At 40.1% G+C, this 21,882-nt stretch carries 19 protein-coding genes; 9 read left to right on the top strand and 10 right to left on the bottom strand.

Annotated elements, in window-relative coordinates; all coding sequences use genetic code 11:
* Positions 1-9 precede the first annotated feature (9 nt).
* The gene (locus tag CXF88_RS04485) at positions 10-444 is read left to right on the top strand and encodes a thioesterase family protein (RefSeq protein WP_101085689.1); all 435 of its coding nucleotides are present in this window, start codon (positions 10-12) and stop codon (positions 442-444) included.
* 38 nt (positions 445-482) lie between these two features.
* Here CXF88_RS04485 and CXF88_RS04490 read toward each other — a convergent pair whose 3' ends face one another.
* Together CXF88_RS04490 and CXF88_RS04495 are read right to left on the bottom strand one after the other, a co-directional pair.
* Complete coding sequence (locus CXF88_RS04490; RefSeq protein WP_101085691.1) at positions 483-1,994, bottom strand: bifunctional diguanylate cyclase/phosphodiesterase; 1,512 nt, start codon at positions 1,992-1,994, stop codon at positions 483-485.
* Between the two features lie 124 nt (positions 1,995-2,118).
* Positions 2,119-2,961, bottom strand: coding sequence for an HDOD domain-containing protein (locus tag CXF88_RS04495; RefSeq protein WP_101085693.1), 843 nt, complete (start codon positions 2,959-2,961; stop codon positions 2,119-2,121).
* Between the two features lie 247 nt (positions 2,962-3,208).
* On the opposite strand from CXF88_RS04495, the gene yegQ reads away from it, so the two are divergent.
* Both yegQ and CXF88_RS04505 read left to right on the top strand, forming a co-directional pair.
* Positions 3,209-4,573, top strand: coding sequence for a tRNA 5-hydroxyuridine modification protein YegQ (yegQ, locus tag CXF88_RS04500; protein WP_101085695.1), 1,365 nt, complete (start codon positions 3,209-3,211; stop codon positions 4,571-4,573).
* Positions 4,574-4,586: 13 nt separating this feature from the next.
* Positions 4,587-4,838, top strand: coding sequence for a YfhL family 4Fe-4S dicluster ferredoxin (locus tag CXF88_RS04505; RefSeq protein WP_101085697.1), 252 nt, complete (start codon positions 4,587-4,589; stop codon positions 4,836-4,838).
* Positions 4,839-5,026: 188 nt separating this feature from the next.
* Here the strand turns inward: CXF88_RS04505 and CXF88_RS04510 are convergent, their stop codons facing one another.
* Positions 5,027-5,524: an SCP2 sterol-binding domain-containing protein gene (locus CXF88_RS04510; protein ID WP_101085699.1), complete on the bottom strand. Its 498-nt coding sequence runs from the start codon at positions 5,522-5,524 to the stop codon at positions 5,027-5,029.
* Between the two features lie 140 nt (positions 5,525-5,664).
* Between CXF88_RS04510 and CXF88_RS04515 the strand changes: the two genes are divergently transcribed.
* The 4 genes from CXF88_RS04515 to CXF88_RS04530 all read left to right on the top strand — a co-directional run bounded on the left by CXF88_RS04515 (position 5,665) and on the right by CXF88_RS04530 (position 9,860).
* Positions 5,665-6,666 (top strand): peptidase U32 family protein, encoded by a 1,002-nt coding sequence (locus tag CXF88_RS04515; RefSeq protein WP_101085701.1) that lies wholly within the window; start codon positions 5,665-5,667, stop codon positions 6,664-6,666.
* 9 nt (positions 6,667-6,675) lie between these two features.
* Positions 6,676-7,617: a U32 family peptidase gene (locus CXF88_RS04520; protein WP_101085703.1), complete on the top strand. Its 942-nt coding sequence runs from the start codon at positions 6,676-6,678 to the stop codon at positions 7,615-7,617.
* A 367-nt stretch (positions 7,618-7,984) separates the two neighbouring features.
* Entirely contained in the window at positions 7,985-9,337 is a 1,353-nt protein-coding gene (locus tag CXF88_RS04525) for a YjiH family protein (RefSeq protein ID WP_101085705.1), read from the top strand.
* Between the two features lie 157 nt (positions 9,338-9,494).
* A complete protein-coding gene (locus CXF88_RS04530; protein ID WP_101085707.1) occupies positions 9,495-9,860 on the top strand; it encodes a PilZ domain-containing protein in 366 nt (121 codons plus the stop codon).
* 86 nt (positions 9,861-9,946) lie between these two features.
* Here the strand turns inward: CXF88_RS04530 and radA are convergent, their stop codons facing one another.
* A complete protein-coding gene (gene radA, locus CXF88_RS04535; RefSeq protein WP_101085709.1) occupies positions 9,947-11,326 on the bottom strand; it encodes a DNA repair protein RadA in 1,380 nt (459 codons plus the stop codon).
* Between the two features lie 428 nt (positions 11,327-11,754).
* On the opposite strand from radA, the gene CXF88_RS04540 reads away from it, so the two are divergent.
* Positions 11,755-14,139: a PilZ domain-containing protein gene (locus tag CXF88_RS04540; RefSeq protein WP_101085711.1), complete on the top strand. Its 2,385-nt coding sequence runs from the start codon at positions 11,755-11,757 to the stop codon at positions 14,137-14,139.
* A gap of 150 nt (positions 14,140-14,289) precedes the next feature.
* On the opposite strand, the gene CXF88_RS04545 is transcribed toward CXF88_RS04540, so the two are convergent.
* Positions 14,290-15,198, bottom strand: a complete 909-nt coding sequence (locus CXF88_RS04545; protein WP_101085713.1) for an alpha/beta fold hydrolase — start codon at positions 15,196-15,198, stop codon at positions 14,290-14,292.
* A 118-nt stretch (positions 15,199-15,316) separates the two neighbouring features.
* A complete protein-coding gene (gene serB, locus CXF88_RS04550) occupies positions 15,317-16,303 on the bottom strand; it encodes a phosphoserine phosphatase SerB (RefSeq protein ID WP_101085715.1) in 987 nt (328 codons plus the stop codon).
* A 162-nt stretch (positions 16,304-16,465) separates the two neighbouring features.
* On the opposite strand from serB, the gene CXF88_RS04555 reads away from it, so the two are divergent.
* On the top strand, positions 16,466-17,158 hold the full coding sequence (locus CXF88_RS04555; protein ID WP_101085717.1) for an AhpA/YtjB family protein: 693 nt from the start codon (positions 16,466-16,468) through the stop codon (positions 17,156-17,158).
* Between the two features lie 76 nt (positions 17,159-17,234).
* Here the strand turns inward: CXF88_RS04555 and deoD are convergent, their stop codons facing one another.
* From deoD to deoC, 4 genes are all read right to left on the bottom strand, one after another.
* Positions 17,235-17,945, bottom strand: coding sequence for a purine-nucleoside phosphorylase (gene deoD / locus CXF88_RS04560; RefSeq protein WP_059746461.1), 711 nt, complete (start codon positions 17,943-17,945; stop codon positions 17,235-17,237).
* Between the two features lie 102 nt (positions 17,946-18,047).
* Positions 18,048-19,265 (bottom strand): phosphopentomutase, encoded by a 1,218-nt coding sequence (locus CXF88_RS04565; protein ID WP_101085719.1) that lies wholly within the window; start codon positions 19,263-19,265, stop codon positions 18,048-18,050.
* A gap of 12 nt (positions 19,266-19,277) precedes the next feature.
* Positions 19,278-20,609, bottom strand: a complete 1,332-nt coding sequence (gene deoA, locus CXF88_RS04570; protein ID WP_101085721.1) for a thymidine phosphorylase — start codon at positions 20,607-20,609, stop codon at positions 19,278-19,280.
* A gap of 127 nt (positions 20,610-20,736) precedes the next feature.
* Positions 20,737-21,510 (bottom strand): deoxyribose-phosphate aldolase, encoded by a 774-nt coding sequence (gene deoC, locus CXF88_RS04575; RefSeq protein ID WP_101085722.1) that lies wholly within the window; start codon positions 21,508-21,510, stop codon positions 20,737-20,739.
* Positions 21,511-21,882: the final 372 nt, after the last annotated feature.

Raw genomic sequence — 21,882 nt, forward strand, 5'->3', positions numbered from 1 at the left:
CATAGTGTAATGAGTCACCCCTCTGTAGAGCACAAGTACAGCCCAGTTCACTCTTTTTCTGTACAAATTTATTATGAGGACACCGACTTTTCTGGTGTGGTATATCATCCTAACTTCTTAAAATATTTCGAGCGTGCGCGTGAACATGTCATCGGCGCAGATGTACTCAGCCAACTTTGGCAGCAACAACAATTGGGTTTTGCCGTTTATCGCAGCGATATGTTATGTCACGATGGGGTTGAGTTTGCAGATATTATTGATGTGCGCACACAATTTTATTTTGAAAGTAAATATCGTACCGTATGGAAACAACAAATATGGCGGCCTAATGCTAAAAAACCTGCAGTAACCGCTACAATTGAAATGGTCTGCATGAACCAGAAGCGTCAACTTGCACCTATGCCTGTAGAATTAATCGCTCATTTATCAGCAGGATTTAAGTAATTAACCATCAGACACAACGACATTTAACGTTGAAGAAATTAACTTTTAGGATCACTAAAGTGTGGATTATTAATTTTTTGATAATTAAGTTGCGGATAAAGATGTTCAAACTCATTGGCTGTCAATGGTTTAGCAAAGTAATCACCTTGAATAGTGTCTACTCCAAAAAGATGTAACCTATCTAAAACAGACTTAGATTCAACCCCTTCAACCGTCACTTCAAAACCTAAATTTTTAGCCAGCTCGATACTGGTCTTAACAATTTGTTTCGCCGCTTGAGATGTTTCAAATTCATCTAAAAAAGCTTTATCAATTTTCACTTCATCAACGGGCAAATGACGCAAATAAGCTAAAGAAGAATGACCAGTACCAAAATCGTCAATCGCAAGTTTAACTCCAATATCACGTAATTGATTTAAGGTAACAATCGTTTGCTCGAGCGATTTCATTAACACACTTTCAGTAATTTCAATGGTAATGGTTTCGGCAGGAACCAGATACTGAGATAGTTTGGTGGCGACATCGGCAGCAAGGTTTGGATTATCTAAATCAGTAGATGACAAATTAATGGCTACATTAACGTAAACCCCCATATTTCGCCATTTGGCTTGTTGAGCCAATACGTTATCTAACACCCAACTACTCAGAATATCGATCATTCCAGTCTGTTCCGCTAATGGAATAAATTCATTTGGAGAAATTAATCCTAAGCCTTCATGTTGCCAACGAATTAACGCTTCAACCTGCTTACATCGGCCGCTTTTTATGTCTAGCTTTGGTTGAAATACCATAAATAATTGACCTTGCTTTAACCCTTTAGGCAAGCCATTAATAATCAACAATTCTCGGTATTGTGCTTTATCATCATCTTGATCGTAAAAAGCAATCGGCTGTTTTAATGCTTTGGCTTTCTTCAGTGCTAAATCTAAACGGCGCAGCATCAAACTGACATCGGCATGATGCTCATTGAGCGACAATACTCCGAGCTGCATTTTGATACTGATTGGCTGTTGTTCTATTTCAAATGGACTTTGTAAATCATTTTTTATCGTTTGCAACTGCTCGACAGTCAACGGTTGCTGGAAAAACAACAAAAATTCATTACCGTTCATACGTGCGATGAACTGTGCTTTACAGTTCAGGTTATCTATCCGCTTGGCAAAAGCTTTCAGCAATTTGTCACCAAATAAAAAACCAAATAAATCATTCACAAAACGAAATTGTCGAATATCCACCAGCACTAACATACCTTCTGAAATAGGCATTTTTGACAACATTTTACGTTTAAAGCCGACACGATTAGCTAATCCGGTTAACTTATCTCGTTCGGTGCTAAATAGGCTTGATTGATGTAAATGATGGAGGACATTAATGAGCGGTTTTAACGATTTGGCAGGAGAATCTATGTTAAATGAATCTTGATTGAGTAATTGTAATTCTAACGAGTGAGTTAATTGTTTAATAAAACGATGCTGACGCCAATGGAGAAATGCAATGGTGCACAGCATAATCACAATCATAAATAACACTGTTATTAGCAAATAATTCATTAAGTATTCATCATGTTACAGTTTTAGTCATCGGTTATTTAAACATCAAAAAAATCTCACTTAGATATTAATCATTTAATGTTAACTCATTGATTAATATCCGTGAAACTCACTTAACATAGCATTATTCGTAACTTTGCTTAATTGAATGGTACATATCAATAAACTCATCACTAGCAAGATCTTCTGGTGTTACAGGTAAACCTCGTAGGACAAAGACACCTAACCTTTCTTCTAACTCTTCACCGGCTCTAAGTTCACCAGTATAAAATGCCGCAGAACGAATAAAGTCGAGATAAGTCACTTTTTCAGGCATATAATGAAGATCAGCCCAACGCTCCACCACTTCCATAACTTCTGGGGCAAAGTCCCACGTTTTTAATACCGCACGACCAATCGGCCCCTGCATTTTACGTACGAGACTTCGTAAGTCATCAATTCGGCTAAACAATTCTGGGTGAACTTCTGCTTCGGTTAATACTGGTAATGCACCAATATTATGTACCAATCCCGCAAGGGTAAGCGTATCACGGTCTAGTTTTTTAGTGGGATGACGTTTGTTATACATTTCAAGCATCGCACAAGATGAAGCTGTCACTTCAATAGAGGTCTTCCATACCTCATCCATCACCTCCCACACCATTTCGTTGGTTGAGATAAAGAGCTGTTCCATGGCAACTGACGTGGTAATGGATTTAATTTGCACTAAACCAATACGATTAACGGCGGCATTTATGCTTTCTGCTTTATTACCACGAGAATATAAAGCGCTGTTTGCCACTTTAATAATACGGGCTGAAATAGCCGCATCTTGTCCAATAATATCTGCTACTTGTTTAAGGCTCGAATCTTGACGAGATACCACTTCTTGAACACGCATGGCCACTTCAGGTAATGTTGGTAAAACTAAAGCATCATCTTTGAGCTTTTTTAATAGTCCAACCAAGAGTTGATGTTCCGTAGACATGGGTTCTCCATAAATAAATAGTCTCTAATGTTGGATTATATACCCAAACCGATAACGTTTGCGATTACTCAACTGACGACAACTCAATTATTTATATCTTTCTGTGCTGATTTAACAGTTATAAATTCCTTCGATACAATAAAAATACAACCAACCTCACAAATACCAAGGCTATATTTGTCCTCGCTAATATCCTTAAGTAAGCTTCGACCCTTTCATCACACAATGTTCAATTAGGTCAAAAAACATGTTTAAACCTGAATTATTATCTCCTGCTGGTACGCTTAAAAATATGCGTTACGCCTTTGCTTATGGTGCTGATGCTGTTTACGCAGGCCAACCTCGTTATAGCTTACGAGTTAGAAATAATGATTTCAAAATGGAGACACTTGCCAGCGGTATTGAAGAGGCTCACGCCCTCGGTAAAAAATTGTATGTGGTGAGTAATATTGCCCCACATAATGCCAAGCTAAAAACCTATATTAAAGACATGCAACCGGTGATCGCGATGAAACCTGATGCGGTGATCATGTCTGACCCTGGGCTTATCATGATGGTCCGCGAAGCGTTTCCTGAACAAGTGGTTCACTTATCGGTTCAAGCAAATGCGATTAACTGGGCATCGGTTAAATTCTGGCAACAACAAGGCATCAAGCGAGTCATTTTATCGCGTGAATTATCATTGGATGAAATTGAAGAAATTCGCCAACGTTGTCCAGATATTGAATTAGAAGTGTTTGTGCATGGCGCACTTTGCATGGCGTACTCTGGCCGTTGCTTGCTCTCTGGTTACATGAATAAACGCGATCCTAATCAAGGAACCTGTACCAACTCATGCCGTTGGAAATACGATGTGCACCCAGCACAGCAAACAGAGACTGGCGATATCATCCCTGTGGCTCCAACCGTACAGTTTGAGAGCCCTACATTAGGTTCGGGCCAACCTAGTAGCGACATAGTGCTACTGCAAGAAGCTGGTCGTCCTGGCGAGTATATGCCTGCGTTTGAAGATGAACATGGCACCTACATTATGAACTCAAAAGATTTACGGGCTATTCAACATGTGGATCGTTTAACCAGAATGGGGATTGATTCATTAAAAATTGAAGGTCGTACTAAATCTTTTTACTATGTCGCGCGCACCGCACAATTATATCGCCAAGCAATTGAAGATGCCGCTACTGGCAAAGACTTTGATCGCACATTAATGAACAACCTTGAAGGTTTGGCGCATCGTGGCTATACCGAAGGGTTTTTACGTCGTCACGTTCATGACGAATATCAAAACTATCAATATGGCCATTCTGTGAGTGATAGCCAGCAATTTGTTGGTGAATTCACCGGTAAACGAAATGCTGAGGGTTTGGCTGAAATTGATGTAAAAAATAAATTTTCAGTCGGTGACAGTGTTGAAATAATGACAACTGAAGGTAATTTTGTTATCACTATTGAATGGTTAATAAATCGCAAAGGCGAATCGATTGACTCTGCTTTAGGCTCAGGCCATTTTGTGTTTCTAGCGCTTCCAGCAGCTATTAATATCGACAAAGCCATGTTAATGCGTAATTTACCTGAGGGAATGGATACCCGAAACCCTCATCAACCAGCTTAAATTAAGGTTTTTTATGGCACTAATCATTGACGATAGCTGTATCAATTGTGATATGTGCGAACCCGAATGTCCTAATGAGGCCATTACTATGGGTGAAGAGGTGTATGAAATCGATCCCGCGTTGTGCACCGAATGTGTAGGTCATTACGACAAGCCAACTTGCGTGTCTGTTTGTCCTATAGATTGTATCGACCCCGACCCAAAACATGTCGAGTCACATGATGCGCTATTACTAAAATACGCTGCTCTCACGGGCAATGTGTAACCTCAGGATTGAGCAACTAAGAGCTAATAGATAGTGCCTAGGTACCTAGCATCTAATATCTAGTATCTAGTATCTAGTATCTAGTATCTAGTATCTAGCATCTAGCATCTAGCATCTAGCATCTAGCATCTAGTATCTGCAAAAACGGCGCTTAATGCGCCGATTTTTATAGTCAAATAACACCATCACTATTCACTGGCTGTTAATGTTTGTAATACTTTTGCCAGTTGCTCAATGCCGATCCGAGCAGGTTTGGGTAAGTTATCTAACTCTATAGACAACAATAAATTTTTAACCTCTAACCCCAACTCTGTATCCCCTTCTATACGTAATTTACGCTGAAAAAATAGCGTGTCGGGATCTTCTTTGCCTGCTGCAACCAAAATTAACTCAGGCACATTGGCACTTAATGTCACATCAGGCTGAGTAAAAGCACGCACTCGTAGTTGTTGTTCGACACCCACCTCAAAACGCAAACCAATATCATCAACACAAATGCCTACCCACTTTTGTTTGAGAAAATGGAGTTCATCTGCCTTCAATTGTTCCGCTAACACTAAATTAAGCAGCTTATTAATGACGATTATTTTTAACGCTTCAGGCATCAAGTTCAGCGAGCGACGGCTTACTTGAGGCGCGAAATGTAACAAGTGCGCCGATAATTGTTGTGTAAATGCTTGAGCCATCGAGAGTACCTACTTGTAAATTGAACCAATAATCAAGTCAGTTTACTGGCAATTTATCTAACGAAACCTGTTTTAAATCAAATCATGTTAACTCAATCACATTTACACTCCTGTTCTTTGAAAAAAATGAGAACACCAACATGGAACTCTTATGCCCTGCAGGTAATTTAGCGTCGCTCAAAGCCGCTCTGAACGCTGGCGCTGATGCGGTTTACCTCGGACTAAAAGATGACACTAATGCGCGCTCGTTTGCAGGTCTAAACTTTTCTGCAGTACAACTGGCACAAGCGACAAAACTGGCCCAAAGCCAAGGGCGAAAGGTATTTTTAACCCTAAACACTTTTCCGAAACCCGGCGAAGAACAGCGCTGGTATCAGGCCGTTGATTTAGCCGCACAATTAGAAATGGATGCCCTCATCGTAGCTGACTTATCATTACTCGATTATGCCCACCAGCATTATCCGCACCTTCCGCTACATTTATCGGTACAAGCCAGCGCCACAAACTTAGGGGCTCTGTCATTTTATCAACAAGCTTTTAATATCGAACGAGCAGTATTGCCACGAGTGTTGTCGATTAAACAGGTTAGAGATTTAGCTAAAGTGAGCCCTGTTGAGCTTGAAGTATTTGCTTTTGGTAGTTTATGTATCATGGCTGAAGGACGCTGCCATTTATCATCATATGTAACAGGACAATCACCTAATACCGGCGGCTCATGTTCCCCGGCTAATCATGTGCGCTGGCAAGATTCTGGCAGCGATAAATTGACCCGACTCAATAATGTATTAATCGATAAAGCTGATGCGAACCAACAACTGGGTTATCCAGTGGTCTGTAAAGGCCGTTATGTTGCTGAGTACGATCATGATGCAAAGTATTTACTGGAGTCACCTACCAGTTTAAACACCTTAAGCTTGTTACCCGAGCTCGCCCAAGCGGGAATTAAATCACTTAAAATAGAAGGACGTCAGCGAAGCCCTGCTTACGTCAGCCAAGTCACCCACGTTTGGCGTAGCGCTATCGACACTTATTTAGCCAACCCCGAGTCTTTTTGCGAGCAACCACAATGGTCGCAAGCGTTAGCAAAAGTATCCGAAGGACAAATCACTACATTGGGCGCTTACGAGCGTCAATGGCAATAAGGTTTTACAATGAAAATATCTCTCGCTCCAATTAGTTACTGCTGGTCAAAATCTGACGTTGAGCACTTTTATCAGCAAGTAGCATTGAGTAACATCGATAGCGTTTATTTAGGTGAAACCGTATGCAGCCGCCGCCGTGAACTGAAGTTTAACGACTACCTAGATCTCGCCAATATGCTTAAGTCTCATGGCAAACATGTGGTGTTATCAACCATGGCTTTGATAGAAGCACAATCTGAGCTTAATGAACTGAAACGAGCTATTGATAATGGTGATTTTAGTATCGAAGCGAATGATATGGCTGCAGTACATTATGCGCACCAAGCGAAAGTCCCCTTTGTGTGTGGGCCAACAATCAATAATTACAATCGGACCAGTCTTGATTTATTGCACCAAAAAGGGATGTATCGTTTTGTCATGCCTTGTGAATTATCACAGCAGTGGTTAAACACCGTCATTAATCAAGGCGATAAACCCGCTTTTGAAATAGAGGTGCTCGGTCACGGCTATTTACCCTTGGCACATTCTGCACGCTGTTTTACCGCCAAACATTACCAATTGCCAAAAGATAAGTGTCAAACTATTTGCCAACGCCATAGCAAAGGCTTACTGGCTCAAACTCAAGAGTCACAACCGTTACTCCGCTTAAATGGCATTCAAACTCAATCTGCGGCGCAGGTAAACCTGATTAACCAAATTCCACAAATGATAGACATGGGGATTGATTATTGGCGTATATCCCCCAATAAATTAGCCGATATAGCCATGGGTTCAGAACTTACTGATGTATTAACACAAATAACAGAAGAGCCGCTTAATAGTAAATCGCTAATTAATAAACAGTTTAATGACAATAAACAGGCATCGATTATCAATCATCATTGCAATGGCTATTGGTTAGGGTTACCGGGCATGGACTATTCCCTTGAGCCCAATACTCCAGCGCGTTAACCTTATAAACGCTACTTGATAGCCATTAATAAAAGTGGTCATGAACCGTCATCATATCCATGTTTATTAATGGCATACAAACCATAAAAAAGTGCTAGATCCAAAGATAACACACACCCGCAACAAAGTTTCAACAGGCTGATTAAATTAGATTTTAACCATATACCCCAACAATTTCTTAAAGTAAATATCTACTCACATTTAACTAATATCTATTCGATTAAGTTATCATTTTACATACAGCAAATAAGGGGGTAACCTTGCCTACCCAAAAAAACAACTGAATGGACATTCAATTTTGGTCCATAATAAACAGTTGGGTAGCACAGCTGGCCAACTTAGAACACATAAGTAAGGTGTATTTAACGTGACACATAAAAAACATAACATTAAAACAATTCTCACCTTTATTATTCCGTCACTGATTGGCTTGTTACTGTTTATGACGCCTATCAATGTCGAAGGTTCGATTACCATTCCGATTGCAATCATCTCAAAAGCGTTGCAAAGCCAAATGGGCAGTTCGATTCAGCTTATTGTTACCTGCATTGTAGTATTAATGGCATTGGCCTCGTTACTCACACAGCTCATTAATCCTAAATTCGTACGTAAAAGTACTTTTTTACGCACTTTACTGAAAGTGAATTTATTTTGGTTAGCGGTGCGCATTCTAGGCGCAATTTTTATCGTCATGGTTTATTTGCAAGTGGGCCCCGAAGCGATTATTTCATCGGCCACGGGTGGCTTAGTTCTGAATGATTTAGTACCTGTACTATTTTCAGTATTTATTTTTGCTGGCATGTTATTACCGCTATTGCTCAATTTTGGTTTATTGGAGTTTTTTGGCACATTATTAACCAAAGTAATGCGCCCAATATTCAATTTACCTGGTCGCAGTGCTATTGACTGCATGGCATCTTGGTTAGGTGATGGCAGTGTGGGCATTTTAATGACCACTAAACAATACGAAACCCGTTTCTATACTGCACGCGAAGCTGCTGTTATTGGTACAACCTTTTCTGCCGTATCGATAACCTTTAGCTTAGTGGTGATATCACAGGTCAAACTTGAGCACTTGTTTGTGCCGTTCTATCTGACAGTGTGCTTAGCTGGTTTTGTTGCTGCAATAATAGTCCCTAAATTACCGCCGCTATCATGGAAGAAAGATCTGTATATTGATAATACCCCTCGCCATGAAGATGACGAAACGATCCCAGCCAATCATGGTGTGTTTTCGTGGGGATTTGATCAAGCAATGCAACGCGCATCTTCTGCAGGTGGAATTAAGCATGTGCTAACGGAAGGGATTAAAAACGTTGTCGATATGATATTCGGGGTTATCCCTGTTGTTATGGCTATTGGTACCGTCGCATTAGTGTTGGCTGAGCATACGCCTATTTTTAATTACTTAGGTATGCCATTTATTCCGCTGTTAGAACTGCTGCATATTCCAGAAGCTACCGAAGCCTCGAAAACGATTGTGGTAGGGTTTGCCGATATGTTTATCCCATCCATTTTGGCCAGCTCTATAGAATCAGATTTGACCCGTTTTGTTATTGCTGCTTTATCGGTTACTCAGCTTATTTATATGAGCGAGGTAGGTGCTCTTTTAATTGGTAGTAAAATACCGGTTAACTTTTTTGAGCTATTCGTTATCTTTATTCTACGAACCTTAGTAACACTACCGATTATTGCATTAATGGGTCATTTACTCATTTAGTTGAAGTCAGTATATATAACCACTCAAAATAACCAGGGAGCGCAATGCGCTCCTTTTTTAAACTAAATATTATCAGCGTAATCGAGATAAATCGAGTATGCTTAAACAATAAACACTGACTATGTGTCTTTGCGATATTGATTACTAAGGGCAAACTATGGACGACAGACGTAAATTTTCTCGTATTTTTTTTGCAGCCAGTGCTCATCTCGCGCAAACAGAACAAACTTGGCGCACTAAAATTTTAGATTTAAGTCTTAACGGTGCATTAGTAGAATTACCATCTGGGTATACAGGTCAACTCAATAGCATTTTAACCTTAGAGTTTGTGTTACCCGACTCTGATATTGAACTCAAAATGGAAGCGGCAATTGTCCATAAAACCCCAGAACACCTGGGCTTAAAGTGTACTCACATTGACGTTGACAGTATTACCCACCTGCGCCGAATTATTGAACTCAACATAGGCGATGCAGAGTTATTAGATCGTGAGCTTACGTCGTTAATCACTCCAGCGCCTTAAGCTTTCAGATATACCGTAAAATGCAAAAAAGGTAAGTCAATGACTTACCTTTTTTATGCTCAAGTTTTGCTTTTAGCAACCGAGGGTTAATTAATTAATTCAAGCAGCTCATGGATAGTTTTCACTGGAATAATTTTTGCCCCAAGCCCTTCCATGGTTTTGTGATAATTACGAAATGGGATAAAAATCTCAGTAAAACCATGCTGCGCAGCTTCTTTGACTCTCGGCACACCACTATCAATTGGGCGGACATCGCCATTCAAACTCAACTCGCCCATAATACAAGTGGTTCTAGGCACGACAAAGTCGTTTAAACTGCTCAGTAATGCCGTAACAAGCGCTAGATCGATGCAGGTTTCTGACTCATCAATTTTTAAACCGCCTACTATATTAAAAAATGTATCATGAAAAATTTTGGTTTTAGTATGCTTACGTAAAATACCGGTTAACATTTTAATCCGATTCATGTTTAAGCCCACACACACTCGTTGTGGAAACTCAGATTCAGTCTCGGTGGTTAAACATTGTATTTCCAATAGTAAATTACGGTTACCTTTACGAATACAAGTGATGGTCGAGCCCGGCGATTCGGTGGTTGAACCCGATAAAAATATTTCACTTGGGTTATCAACACTGATCATACCGCGTTCACTCATGCGAAATATCCCCACGGTATCAACATCACCAAAACGGTTTTTATTGGCGCGCAAGGTACGAATTTGCCCGTCGTTGGTGTCGATATGTAGCAATGAATCTACGATATGAACCAAGGTTTGCGGGCCTGCTATTTCGTTATTTTTATTTACGTGAGCAATAATGAACATGGTGACATTATTTTTTTTACAATATTGAGTAAATGCTTGAGCCGCCGTTTTAACTTGTGAAGGCGACCCCGGACTGCCATTGGCCGCATCTGTGACAACCGCTTGAATAGAGTCAATGACAGCAAACTTGATTTGCTTGGCTTCTAATTCTTCAATAATGGCTTCTACACTGGTTTCAGACAGCAGAAACAAGTTATCTTCGTTATAATTAAGCTTTAAACGATTAACACGGTTTTTGAACTGAGATAATGATTCTTCTGCAGTACAGTACAGTGAAGCCATAGATTGTGACATCCGAGCAACCAAATCAGACAGTAATGTTGTTTTACCAGCTCCTGGGTCACCGGAAATAATATTCACCGATCCCGTCGTTAAACCACCACTGAGCACTCTATCTAATTCACCGATTTCAGTCAGTCTTTTTTCGGCATCTTGTGATTCAACTTCACTGAGTTTTTTAGAGCCCCCCCCCACAGCACCAGCGTATCCCAATACCGATGAACGTGAAGTTGAACTCTTTGAGGCCGACAGTTTCATTTCCACCAAAGAATTCCACGCACCACAACGACACTGTCCCTGCCAACGCGGATAATCCAGGCCACAATCGTCACAAACAAATGCCATTTTTGGAGCTTTCGCCATGTTAGTTCCTAGGTTGCAAATCAATTAGTACTTTTATGACCCATGTCACTCAGTCTACGAATCAATAAAGCATCATTGTTAGAAATTTCTTTACTGCCTAAACCTCACATCGAACGAATCAAATATGACGGTTTAGGCAACTCATAAGTATAATAATAACAACGATCTTTAGTCAGAGTCTTGCCAATGATTAAAATATTGTCCACACTCATGTAAACAAACTGTAAAAATCAATAAACAAACGTTACATCAATACAGCATTAACATTAATACGCTATGTTAGTCTTCGTTTCAGAGTAATTAACAACGATATCATTTGTGCATACCTATCGAACAACATTGAAATGTATATTACTATAAAGATCAGCAATTTCTTGCCGATAAAATTATCAGCCAGGCTCACAATAAGCATTTAAAACGATAAAATAATGAGTTTAGATAACCACAGGGCATTAATCGAACAACTAAAACCACTGATCATGGAACCTGATTTTCAGGACGTATTTGAACAGTTAACCGTTGACGAATCTAATTCAACCCGTTTTCTATTGAAAATGGAGCTAAACCGTATCTCATCTTTATGTACACGAATTATAGATTTACGAGATAAAACGGAACTGCCATGCGAAGAAGTTGTCATCGCTAACCAAAGATATTTTCTAGACGAACCCGCTAAAGAAGCACTGCTACAAGCACTACCATTATACCGCAACAAATATACCTTAGGTGTATACGAGCACGTTATAAAAGCGCATAAACTGCGACGTCTGAAACTCAGAGAAAATGTTTCAATTGAGGTTGTCGACGAGGAAAATCCATTTTTAGTGCCTGGTGTGGTACTTGGCAGCTACTTTAATCGCTGTGAAGAACGAATGAATTATAGCATTCGAATTATGGTTTCTCAGCAAGGCATAACCGAAGTCAATGGCGCAACGCTAGATTTATCTGTCGGCGGCGCTCGCATTAAGTTGCCATTAAAGCATCATTTAGACCAAGATAAACCTTTGCGAGTAAAACTACTTGAACTCAGCGATGAATTTTATCTAGATGATCTAAAGCATGGTGTTGAATATCAAATAGTGGATATTCAAAACAAAGATGATAGTGCTATTTTTAGATTGAAAAGACTGGGTAGTGGAGAAGCATTAGACGGCGTACTATCGCAGCTTATACGCAGTTATAAATTCCGTTATAAAGTTGATGTCAACGACGTCATCGTTACTGCTACCGGATTAGGTTATGAACGTCATTACTTACCACTATTAACGCATCTTCCTTTATTTGTTTCGATTGTCGATGGTAAACCAATCATAGCCTACGAATTACTGGGTAGAGGTAACCAACCAATCCAACATTATTTTCAAGATGAAAATGAAATAAGTCAGCTACCGAGCTTTATTAATACCCGACGCTTAAGCCAAATGATCAAAAGCTCCGAAAATAATGAACATTGTTATTTATTCAGTTTTACACACAATGCTAATGGTAAATTACATTTTTATTCTGCTACCTTAGCAGAGCTTAAAGCAACCAAAAATATGCATCTCTTTTTAGGTTTTGCGTCGACAAAAACCAGCTGGCGCGTATTTAAAATTGTAATGCAGCCTATTGATCATAGCAAAAACTATAAAACATCCACCTTACCGGGGGATGATGCTCGTTATGCGGCCCTCACTGAGCAACAATTAGCTCAATTTAGTCATACTTTACAACTTATTGATTTAACCAACGAGGAAGCTCGTAAAGACTATCAATGCTGGTTTGATCAATCTGATGTGAATGGCTTAAAGATTTTCTCTCAAGCAAAAATAAAACAACACAGCATCAAAAAAGTATCAATGCCATTTAGTGAGCGGCGCCATGAGGCTCGATTCGTCTTTAAAACCTTAGTCACAATTCAACAAGGTGATAAACAGGCCACTGGTATTACTCATGATATTTCGAGTCGAGGTTTACAACTGACTCTAGATAAATCAGCTAATTTCAACGAACCGGGTCCGGTTACATTATCATTTCCACGCCTGCAAGCCGCTGCTGGAAAAACTAATTTATCGAATTTACCTTATCAGCTAATTCGCAGCCGGATGAATGGTGCAACTTTGCATTTGAGTGCCATCATTGGCCACTCTCCGCATGAAGGCGTTGAGTTTTTAAGTAAATTAATTGCTCACAATAAACAAAAACTCGAGCAATTATCAGACAATGAAGGCCAGAAAAAAGAACTGGCTGATGGTATGAAAAATCTCGTGATGCGCCAATTGCCAGGAGTGCCATATTTTATCGAAAAAACAGTAAAAGCGGCACAAATGGCTTACATAGGTATTGGTACCACGACTGATGAAATAAGCCATTTATTTGCTCAAGACAGCGATAAGGTACTGCAATACAATTTAAAGCCACTACTAGACAACAATGTATTAAAACAACACATCATAGACCCTATCAAGTTAATGAAACCCACTCATGATATGGCCTTTTTTGAAGTGTTTATGCAACTCACCCGCCACCCTAGAGGTACAGTACAGATCCAATGTAAACTTAAATCAGAACTGGGTAATAGAGAACAACAAATTCAATTTATTACTCAAAGCAAAAAAGTGGGTCGCTTCATGGCGTTAAGGGTGTATATAGGAGCAACTGACAAGCCCGATATGAGCTATATTCGACGCGAGCTAGAATATATCCACATTCATGCTAATCACCGTGCAAAGCAATTAGAAGAACAATTATGGAGAGTTATCGGTTCGGGTGAGCTATTAGATATTACTACTGAAGTTGAAATCCGTTTTCCAAGCTTAATGATACTAGCCTAAGCAATCTTTCAGAAACCGCTACTCGTAATAAGCTATGGCATAAATCGATAAGAAGGATTTAGTTCAAATCAGCATTTTTTGCTAGTCAAAGATTGAGTAACCAGAGAATAGGTTAATAACCACTTACTATTCCCATACAGCTAACTTGGCTCACATTGATAAATACCACTGTTTAATTTGTACAAAGTGATCTTGCTCGGCTTGTCGTTCAGTCAACATACCAGCATGATTATAATCCAATAAATTGCCCTTTTCTTTGGCGAGTAAAGTGTACTTAACCTGGCTAAAACCACATTCATCAATCATATCGCGTACATCTGACGGATTGCCTAATACGTGATCATTTTTACCAGCGATAAACCATGCCGGTGGCCATACCGCTTTAGTTGCGGCTTCTGCATAGTGAAAATTATCATCATGATCAACCCAATCACCTCGCACCCAATCAATCGTTTGTAATAATGATGCACTGCTCTCATTATCCATACCAACACGGAGTCGACAGGCATCAAAGTAGCCTTGTCTGCCAATATAAAAAGGCGCAAAACGATTCCAGAAAAAATCGACCATAAGCCATTTTTTAAATGACTTCACTTTGATAGTACGTTTGGAACCAAAGGTTAGTAACGATGCAACACTAGACTGTAAATGACTATAACGAGCCAGACTACTGGCCATTAACACCCCGCCCCATGAATGGGCACACCAATGGACTTTATTAACCAAAGGATGACGCTGTAGAATAAACTGCTGCACTAGTGGCAATTGTTCACGGATGACTTCTCCTTGTCCCAACGTAAAGTCACGGTGAATTTTAGGCTCGCTTAAGCCTCGTCCTGCGGTATCCATCACATAAACATCAAAACCAGCGTTAGCTAAAAAACAGCCTAAACCACGGCCAGAACTGCTATAAAACACTCTTCCATTAGACATAGCTCCATGCAACATCAAAATAGGAATACCTAGGGCTGTCGGCAACGAAGGACGAATATGCCGCAGGTGCAATTGACCAACTCTGTATGGTATAAAAAGTGAATCTTGGAGGAGTTCTATAGTCAAAATAGGCAGTTATGTTAGTGATTATAAATATAAAACTAACATTACTACCATGAAATACAACTAGAATAGAGTAATAATTCTATATTTAGCCTTGTTCATAAAGATAAACATCAAAACGTTATAGTTGTAGGCAAAACACTAATGCTCGTAAATCGACATTTTGTATCGATGCATCAGCAGCAGCAATTAATTTAGGTTTAGCATGAAATGCCACACCTAAATCTGCAGCTTGGATCATCGGAATATCATTAGCGCCGTCACCAATTGCCACTCGCTGACCTGATGGAATGCCCCACTGTTCAGCACATTGACTAATCACATTAGCTTTGTATTGAGCATCTACTACTTCACCTGTCACTGCGCCACTTAGCTTACCATCAACAATAACCAGCTCATTGGCAAACGCCGCATCAAGATTAAGTAATGTTTTTAAATGGCCCACAAATGGTGTGAATCCACCAGAAGCGACAACCAGTTTCCATTGATGCGTTTTTAACTCGGCTAACATCACTTCAAGACCAGGCATTAAAGGCAAGGTATCGCACAACTGCTGAATAATAGAGGCATCAGCACCAGCAAGTTTACTGACTCGTTGTCTTAAAGACTGTTCAAAATCCAATTCACCACGCATAGCACTTGCCGTAACTGCTGCGACCTCCTCACCCACGCCAGCCATAGCGGCGAGTTCGTCGATACATTCAATTTGAATGGCAGTAGAATCCATATCCATCACTAATAAACCGGGTTGGTTTAACCGTGCTAATGGCTGTTGAATGAGTACAATTTCGGCGGGTATATTTTGAGGAAATGACGCGACCCACCCGTCATTAGCAGTTTGAGCCGACAGTTCAAAACCAAATAAATCGTTTTGCCTGTCAAGCCTTGCGATATGAGTATCGCTTGATATTGAAGATAACCAGGCTTCTATCTCTGTTGAGCATTGCGCACTAAAAATAACTCGACAACGATACGGTAAGTGAGATTGTAAGTTACGTAAATAATCTGACTCTTGATAACGATATAGCACACAGCCTAAATGTTGATATGTCTCACAAGTATCTGAAAATAAAAAATTTAGTAAAACATTATCACGTTGTTCAAGCATCAATACGGCCTCTTAGTATGTTACGACTATCTACTGACAAATTTTTCGATTAGTATAGCTTTTTGATAATTCTCTGTAATTGGGTTAGCACAGAATGGTTGCTCGGTAAAAGAACTCCCTAAAACAGCCTCCAATTAAATAGAAAAAACACTGAGGATTAAAGTGATTTTTGTTAAAGGTCTTAAGAAAAGGCAAAAAATTAGCAGAATTGTGCAAATCATTGTGGCAATAGCACTGATCTTCGGCCTAATGTACTTGTGGCAATCAAGTTTACGTAATGGTCAAAAATTATTAAATTCACAAACCAAAGTGATGGCAAGGCTATTAGCACAGCAAGCCGCTAATGGTGCGGCTCCAGCAATGTTTTTACAAAATGATGAGCAACTGCAATGGTTAGCATCAGCACTTGCTGCTGATCCTAAAGTGATGTCGGTGAATATCTATAATTCACAAGGTGTAAGGCTAGCCTTTGCCCAAAGTGTGTCTTATGAAAACTTAGAAGCCGACTCTGAAATATTAAAAGGCTTATTAAAACCATATCCCCCCCTGATTGAGAACGTTGTTCAAGACGACAACAATTTAGGTTACGTTGAAGTACGTTTAAATCTTGATATATTTTTCGACGAAATAAAAATATTGCATGAACAGAACATGCAATTACAGCAGATGATGTTAATTGTAGCTGGCTTTATTGGTTTGCTGTTATCGCGAGCACTTTCATTTAAGCGTGCCGATTTTGACCGCCGAAAAGCCCAAGCTAAATTACGTAAAAAGCCTAAAAAATCGACCTTGATCGCTTCAAACGAAACGCAAGCAGACGAGTCAGAAGATGTAAAACAAGATCCTCCTGCCTAGAGAGATTGCTGACAGAAATGACAAACATAAAAAATGGGCACTCAATGAGTGCCCATTTTTATGACTAACGATTAAATTACAGTGTTAACGCTGCATCTAAAGTCATGATGATCATGTCGCTGAATGTCGTTTGACGCTCATCAGAGGTCGTCTTCTCACCGGTACGAATGTGGTCTGATACCGTTACAACACATAACGCTTTGGCGCCTAATTCATGTGCTACACCGTATAAACCAGCGGCTTCCATTTCGACGCCAAGAATACCCATTTTTTCCATAACATCAAACATTTGAGGATCTGGAGTATAAAATAGGTCGGCAGAGAAAACGTTACCTACACGGATTTTAGTGCCGTGCGCTTTCGCTGAATCAACAACAGCACTTAGTAAGCTGTAGTCTGCGATTGCAGCAAAATCGTTATCTTTAAAACGTAAACGGTTCACTTTAGAATCAGTACATGCACCCATACCGATAATCACATCACGTACTTTTACGTCAGTGCTGATTGCGCCACAAGTACCAACACGGATTAAGTTCTTAACACCGTAGTCTTTGATAAGTTCGTGTGCATAGATTGAACAAGATGGGATACCCATACCTGAACCCATAACAGAAATACGCTTACCTTTATAGGTACCGGTAAAACCTAGCATGTTACGTACATCAGTCACTTGCTCAACATTTTCTAAAAATGTCTCAGCAATATATTTTGCACGTAATGGATCGCCTGGAAAAAGTACCGTTTCAGCAAAAGCACCTTCAACAGCATTAATATGTGGTGTAGCCATGTTATAACCCCTATGTTTCTATTTTATTTTGTATTGCTTAGTCATGTTTACAGTTTAGCAAAGCCATTAAACTTTATATAGAACCGTCGTTTGAAAATGTGACTAATTAATAAAAGATTCACCATAATTCATCGGTTCTAACTCAAAATAACTCGCAATAGACTGGCCAATATCAGCAAAAGACTTACGACGGCCTAGCGAGCCTGCAGATAAACCTGCACCATAAGCGAGTACCGGCACACGTTCACGAGTATGTTCGGTGCCAACCCAAGTAGGATCACAACCATGATCAGCAGTGAAAACCACTAAATCTTCAGGTTGTAAAATCGCTAATAATTCCGGTAAACGAGAATCAAAGTACTCAAGTGCTTTAGCATAACCGGCAGTGTCACGGCGATGACCATAATGAGAGTCAAAATCAACGAAATTGGTAAACACAATCGTGTTATCGCCAGCACGTTTAATTTGCGCTAAGGTTTCGTCAAATAACTCTTCAAGACCAGTCGCTTTAAATTGTTGAGTAATACCGCTGTGCGCATATATATCAGAAATTTTACCGATACTCACCACTTCACCGCCAGCATCTTTAAGCTTATCTAATACCGTAGGCGCTGGTGGTAATACCGCATAATCATGACGGTTACCAGTACGAGCGAAATCAGCCGCGCCAGTGCCAACAAACGGACGAGCAATTACGCGACCAATGTTATAAGGCTCTAACTCTTCACGCGCTATTTTGCACAAGTTGTATAGATTTTCTACACCAAAACTTTCTTCATGACATGCTATTTGGAATACAGAGTCCGCAGAGGTATAGAAAATAGGCTTGCCTGTTTTCATGTGCTCTTCGCCTAACTCTTCAAGAATTTGAGTACCTGACGCATGGCAGTTACCTAAAAAACCATCTAAACCAGCACGTTCAAGAATTTTATCTGTAAGTTCTTTAGGAAATGAGTTGGTTAAGTCACTAAAATAACCCCACTCATAAAGGACAGGAACACCCGCCATTTCCCAGTGACCACTAGGAGTGTCTTTGCCTGAGCTTAATTCGTCAGCATGGCCATAAGCACCGATGAGTTCGACATTATCAGCAAATCCAGCAGCAAATTTACCCGTACTTTCAAAACCAGCATGGCCTAGACCAAAGCGAGCAAGATTAGGTAATTTCAATGGACCTTGACGGCCGATATCCGCTTTGCCGTCAGCACAGGCTTGCGCGATGTGACCAAAAGTATCAGAGCCAACGTCACCAAACTTATCGGCGTCGGTAGCAGCACCAACACCAAAAGAGTCGAGCATTAAGATAAAAGTACGTTTCATTATTTGTTTCCTTTATAAATCTGAAGCGCGAATATAACGATATATTTCAGGCGTTTTCTCAGGCGCGCTATCACCAATAATAATGGCTTGCTGAATAGCAGCGGCAGCTTCGGCGAAAGCATCTTCAGATTGAGCATGGATCATCGCTAACGGAATATCTTTGTTAACTTCCTGACCCAATGCGCATACTTGAGTTAATCCAACACTGTAATCCAGTGCATCACCTGGTTTGCGACGTCCACCACCTAAGGTCACTACGGCTAAACCAAGTTCTCGTGTATCCATTTTGTAAGCAAAGCCAGATGTATTGGCATATACAGGTCGTACAATTTTCGCATGAGGTAAATACTTATCATATGCCTCAACAAAATCTGTTGGGCCACCCAAGCCAGACACCATTTTAGCAAATGCCTCTGCTGCTTTACCATTATCTAATACAGTATTTAGTTTATGACGAGCTTCTGCTTCATTCTGTGCAATACCACCCAAAATTAGCATTTCTGCACATAATCCCATGGTGACAGCATATAAACGTGGATTACGATATTGACCAGTCAAAAAGTTTATCGCCTCACGAACCTCAACCGCATTACCTGCACACGAAGCCAATACTTGGTTCATGTCAGTTAACAATGCCGTTGTTTTAGTTCCTGCGCCATTAGCAACAGCAGTAATACTGCGAGCTAATTCTTCAGATGCTTCGTAAGTAGGCATAAATGCACCGCTGCCGACTTTGACATCCATTGCAAGAGCATCAAGCCCCGCGGCTAACTTTTTAGATAAAATAGATGCGGTGATAAGTGAGATAGATTCAACGGTGGCGGTATTATCACGAATCGAATAGAAACGCTTATCAGCAGGGACTAAGTCACCGGTTTGACCAATAATGGCAACACCAGCATCTTTAACCACTTTGCGGAATAATTCACTTGAAGGCTCAGTTTGATAGCCAGGAATAGCATCAAATTTATCTAACGTACCACCGGTGTGACCTAAGCCACGACCTGAAATCATTGGTACATAACCGCCACAAGCTGCAGCCATAGGGCCAAGCATTAGGCTGATTACATCGCCAACACCACCAGTGCTATGCTTATCGATAATCGGGCCATTGAGGCCCAGAGAATCCCAATTTAATACGGTTCCGGAATCGCGCATTGCAATCGTTAATGCAATCCGTTCGTCCATATTCATATCTTTGAAATACACTGCCATGCCGAACGCAGCAATTTGGCCTTCTGAAACGGTGTTATGAGTAATGCCATCAACAAAGAATTGAATTTCTGCAGTGCTTAATACATCGCCATTACGTTTTTTGCGTATAATTTCTTGAGCTAAAAACATGTTACGTCTCCCTTTAGGCAACCCATCACCTTTAGGGTCGCCTTTAATAATAGGATGCTATCAAGTGATAGCGCCTCAGTACGACAATGATCCAAGGCCATACTGAGATTTTTGACTATCTATGCGATTAGTAACCTGAAGTAGGCTTAGGGGTATCAACTAATTCTAATGTATGTAATAAGCTATTTAATAAGCTAGATGCACCAAAACGGAAAGTTTGTGGGGTAACCCAATCAGCACCCAAAATGCGCGCAGCCAAGTCTAAAAACTCTGCTGTTTGTGCTGCATCACGAACACCGCCGGCAGGCTTAAAGCCTACATTGCGATTTTTCTCACTGATTACAGTTAGCATAATTTCAGCCGCTTCAAGTGTGGCGTTCACCGGTACTTTACCCGTTGATGTTTTAATAAAATCAGCACCGGCATCGATAGCTAATTCTGATGCTTTACGGATCAAAGCTGGATCTTTCAACACACCAGATTCGATGATAACTTTTAAAATCGCATCATCGCCGCACTCTTCCTTACAGGCTTTAACCAATTCAAAACCGACGGTTTCGTTACCTTCCATTAATGCACGGTATGGAAACACAACATCGACTTCATCAGCACCATAGGCAACTGCGGCACGAGTTTCTAGTACTGCGATGGCAATATCATCATTACCGTGTGGAAAATTAGTTACGGTTGCGATTTTAATGTCTTCACAATCAAGTTCATTTAGTGTTTTACGTGCAATAGGAATAAAACGAGGATAAATACAAATTGCGGCAGTATTACCTGCTGGAGACTTGGCTTTATGGCACAAATCGATGACCTTTTGATCAGTATCATCGTCATTTAAAGTGGTTAAATCCATTAATTCAATACCACGTTGTGCCGCTTTTTTTAAATCAGTCATAATTGCTCTCCGAAACGATAAATCAAAGTTGATAAATTTTTTTCAGGCAACACTATGTAGCTGGCATATGATTATAATTATGGCCGGGCCTTCAGTATTGCCAGTAAATCTTACTACTATTTACTAACCTAAGTATTCAATCTGATAACGAGTACCACGACTTGAATCCTTGAAGACCGGAAAAGATAAAACAAAGATAATTGTTTCAACTGTTCCGCGAAAAATCCATTTTAGCGCGTAAAAATAAAACTTTGTAGGGTACAAACTTTTATATAAAAACACTCTTATTAGACAATGATTTTAAATGAAAGTTCGATATTTTTTTATTGTAAAATTTGGAGCCGCTAATGCGACTCCAACAGATTCACTATA

The sequence above is a fragment of the Shewanella sp. ALD9 genome (genome assembly GCF_002836315.1).
Taxonomy (GTDB): domain Bacteria; phylum Pseudomonadota; class Gammaproteobacteria; order Enterobacterales; family Shewanellaceae; genus Shewanella.

What these genes read in the sequence shown, in the direction of transcription:
- CXF88_RS04485 (WP_101085689.1), top strand. Translation starts at nt 10, where the DNA reads ATGAGTCACCCCTCTGTAGAGCACAAGTACAGCCCAGTTCACTCTTTT.
- CXF88_RS04490 (WP_101085691.1), bottom strand. Translation starts at nt 1,994, where the DNA reads ATGAATTATTTGCTAATAACAGTGTTATTTATGATTGTGATTATGCTG.
- CXF88_RS04495 (WP_101085693.1), bottom strand. Translation starts at nt 2,961, where the DNA reads ATGTCTACGGAACATCAACTCTTGGTTGGACTATTAAAAAAGCTCAAA.
- yegQ (WP_101085695.1), top strand. Translation starts at nt 3,209, where the DNA reads ATGTTTAAACCTGAATTATTATCTCCTGCTGGTACGCTTAAAAATATG.
- CXF88_RS04505 (WP_101085697.1), top strand. Translation starts at nt 4,587, where the DNA reads ATGGCACTAATCATTGACGATAGCTGTATCAATTGTGATATGTGCGAA.
- CXF88_RS04510 (WP_101085699.1), bottom strand. Translation starts at nt 5,524, where the DNA reads ATGGCTCAAGCATTTACACAACAATTATCGGCGCACTTGTTACATTTC.
- CXF88_RS04515 (WP_101085701.1), top strand. Translation starts at nt 5,665, where the DNA reads ATGGAACTCTTATGCCCTGCAGGTAATTTAGCGTCGCTCAAAGCCGCT.
- CXF88_RS04520 (WP_101085703.1), top strand. Translation starts at nt 6,676, where the DNA reads ATGAAAATATCTCTCGCTCCAATTAGTTACTGCTGGTCAAAATCTGAC.
- CXF88_RS04530 (WP_101085707.1), top strand. Translation starts at nt 9,495, where the DNA reads ATGGACGACAGACGTAAATTTTCTCGTATTTTTTTTGCAGCCAGTGCT.
- radA (WP_101085709.1), bottom strand. Translation starts at nt 11,326, where the DNA reads ATGGCGAAAGCTCCAAAAATGGCATTTGTTTGTGACGATTGTGGCCTG.
- CXF88_RS04540 (WP_101085711.1), top strand. Translation starts at nt 11,755, where the DNA reads ATGAGTTTAGATAACCACAGGGCATTAATCGAACAACTAAAACCACTG.
- serB (WP_101085715.1), bottom strand. Translation starts at nt 16,303, where the DNA reads ATGCTTGAACAACGTGATAATGTTTTACTAAATTTTTTATTTTCAGAT.
- deoD (WP_059746461.1), bottom strand. Translation starts at nt 17,945, where the DNA reads ATGGCTACACCACATATTAATGCTGTTGAAGGTGCTTTTGCTGAAACG.
- CXF88_RS04565 (WP_101085719.1), bottom strand. Translation starts at nt 19,265, where the DNA reads ATGAAACGTACTTTTATCTTAATGCTCGACTCTTTTGGTGTTGGTGCT.
- deoA (WP_101085721.1), bottom strand. Translation starts at nt 20,609, where the DNA reads ATGTTTTTAGCTCAAGAAATTATACGCAAAAAACGTAATGGCGATGTA.
- deoC (WP_101085722.1), bottom strand. Translation starts at nt 21,510, where the DNA reads ATGACTGATTTAAAAAAAGCGGCACAACGTGGTATTGAATTAATGGAT.